2 protein-coding genes are annotated in these 2,638 nt (G+C 64.1%); both read left to right on the forward strand.

What is annotated here, in order from left to right; all coding sequences use genetic code 11:
- The first annotated feature begins 262 nt into the window (after positions 1-262).
- Positions 263-889: a uracil phosphoribosyltransferase gene (gene upp, locus VN419_RS12075; protein WP_325647477.1), complete on the forward strand. Its 627-nt coding sequence runs from the start codon at positions 263-265 to the stop codon at positions 887-889.
- A 165-nt stretch (positions 890-1,054) separates the two neighbouring features.
- Positions 1,055-2,344 (forward strand): uracil permease, encoded by a 1,290-nt coding sequence (gene uraA, locus VN419_RS12080; protein ID WP_325647478.1) that lies wholly within the window; start codon positions 1,055-1,057, stop codon positions 2,342-2,344.
- Positions 2,345-2,638 lie beyond the last annotated feature (294 nt).

Here is a 2,638-nt window from a genome sequence, read left to right on the forward strand (position 1 = left end):
GGACGCCGCAGCGGTCGTCCACCGTGGCCGCCACACTATGCCGCCCGTTTGGCCCCAGGGTGTCCCCAGCGTGACGGAGACGTGAAGAATGCGCCGCGCCGCCGCAGGGCCCTGGAAGGGCCTCGGCTTTTTTCCTCTTGCTTTTTTCGCGTGTTGGGATTCTGGACATGCGCGCGCGGGTTTATTCCCTTGACCTCCCCGCGCCGGGTTTTTAGAAGAACGGGATTTGTTCCGCTCACCGCCCAACCACAAGGAGAATTCCATGGCCGTTCACGTGGCCCAGCATCCCCTGGTCAAGCACAAGCTCGGCCTTTTGCGCAAACACGACATCACCACCAGCCTGTTCCGCGATGTGACCAAGGAACTGGCCCGGTTGCTCACTTACGAGGCCACCAAGGACCTGGAAGTCGAGAAGAAGACCATCAAAGGCTGGGCCGGAGAGGTCGAGATCGAACGCATCAAGGGCAAGAAGATCACCGTTGTGCCCATTTTGCGCGCGGGCCTCGGCATGATGGACGGCGTGCTGGACATGGTGCCCGGCGCCAAGGTCAGCGTGGTGGGTTTCTACCGCAATGAGGAAACCCTCAAGCCCGTCAAGTATTACGTAAAGCTCGCCAGCGACATCAAGGCGCGCATGGCCATCATCCTGGACCCCATGCTGGCCACCGGCGGCACGCTGGAAGCCACCATCGAGCTTTTGAAGAGCGCGGGCTGCACCCAGATCCGCGGCCTGTTCCTCGTGGCCGCGCCCGAAGGCATCAAACGCATCCAGGACAAGCACCCGGACGTGGACATCTACTGCGCGGGCGTGGATGAACGCCTGAACGAGAAGGGCTACATCCTCCCCGGCCTGGGCGACGCGGGCGACAAGATCTTCGGCACCAAATAGCACATCAGGGGGGCGGCGACGCCCCCTTCTTTCGTCCGCCGCAGCCCGGCACAGGCGCGCCGCTGGCGCGCGGGGCACACCGGACGCCCGGCAATGTTTCGGCCAAGGGTCGCTGGTCAACGGAACCTGCATGCGAGGTTCGAGAACCAAAGAAGGAGTTGCACGATGAAGAGAAGGACCATCCAGGTTGAGGAGAAAGTACCGTTCCTGCAGGGCATTCCCTTAAGCTTCCAGCACCTGTTCGCCATGTTCGGGGCCAGCGTGCTGGTGCCCACCCTGTTCAAGATCGACCCGGCCATCGTGCTTCTGATGAACGGCATCGGCACCCTGATCTATCTCTTCCTGTGCAAGGGCAAGGCCCCGGCTTTCCTGGGCTCAAGCTTCGCCTTCCTCTCGCCCGTGTTCGTGGTGCTGGGCGCGGACAAGGCCTTCTGGGGCGCCAACTACTCCTACGCCCTTGGCGGCTTCATCGCCTCCGGCCTGGTGTTCGTGGCCGTGGCCCTCATCATCTGGCGCTTCGGCCCCGGCTGGATCAGCGTGGTGCTGCCCCCGGCCACCATGGGCCCCATCGTGGCCTTGATCGGCCTGGAGCTGGCCAGCGTGGCCACCGGCATGGCGGGCATCATGCCCGATGCCAAGACCGGCGCCTTCGACACCAACGCCATCATCGTCTCCGTGGTCACGCTCATGACCGTGGCCTTCGGCTCGGTGCTGTTCCGGGGCTTCATGGCCATCATTCCGGTGCTCATCGGCATCCTGGTGGGCTACGGCACGGCCATCGGCCTGGGCATGGTGAACATGGCCGGCGTGGCCGCGGCCCCGGTCATCGCCATGCCCACCATCTACACGCCCATCTTCGACATCAACGCCATACTGATCATCCTGCCCGCGTCGCTCGTGGTCATTTCCGAGCACATCGGCCACCTGGTGGTCACCGGCAACATAGTGGAACGTGATCTGATCAAAAACCCCGGCCTGCACCGCTCGCTCATGGGCGACGGCGTGTCCACCATGCTCTCCGGCTTCTGCGGCTCCGTGCCCACCACCACCTACGGCGAGAACATCGGCGTCATGGCCATCACACGCGTGTATTCCGTGTGGGTCATCGGCGGCGCGGCCGCCATCTCCATCGCGCTGGCCTTCGTGGGCAAGCTCTCGGCCTTCATCCAGTCCATCCCCGCGCCGGTCATGGGCGGCGTGTGCATCCTGCTCTTCGGCGTCATCGCCGCCTCGGGCATCCGCATGCTGGTGGAAGCCAAGGTGGACTACTCCAAGCCCGTGAACCTGTCCCTCACCGCCATCACCCTCATCGTGGGCATCAGCGGCGCGGCGGTCAAAATCGGCAACGTGCAGCTCAAGGGCATGGCGCTCGCCACCGTGGTCGGCATGGCCCTGTCCATCGTGTTCCGCATGCTGGAAAAGACCGGCCTGGCCAACGAGAAGACGGATTTGTAGCGAAAGACGAGGAAAGAGAATATTTTTTCCAGGGGGTATGCACCCCCTGGACCCGCAAGGCAAACGAGAAAGCCCGGACCGAGCAGACGCTCGGCCCGGGCTTTCTTGTTTGCGGAGGGGGCTGGTTGGCCGCGTCTCCCGCGCCCTCACCAGCGGTGAATGAACAGCCTCCAGAACCATCCAGCGCGAAGGCCCGGAAACGTTCTTCACGTTTCCGGGCCTTCGCGCCACAGGGAATCCAGAGGGCCTCGTGCCCTCTGGCGGGGGTGCAGGGGGCAGCGCCCCCTGCGCTCT

Origin of the sequence: Humidesulfovibrio sp., assembly GCF_035560995.1 — a bacterium.
GTDB lineage: Bacteria > Desulfobacterota > Desulfovibrionia > Desulfovibrionales > Desulfovibrionaceae > Humidesulfovibrio.

Coding starts and splice junctions, on each gene's coding strand:
- upp (WP_325647477.1), top strand. CDS start 263: ATGGCCGTTCACGTGGCCCAGCATCCCCTGGTCAAGCACAAGCTCGGC.
- uraA (WP_325647478.1), top strand. CDS start 1,055: ATGAAGAGAAGGACCATCCAGGTTGAGGAGAAAGTACCGTTCCTGCAG.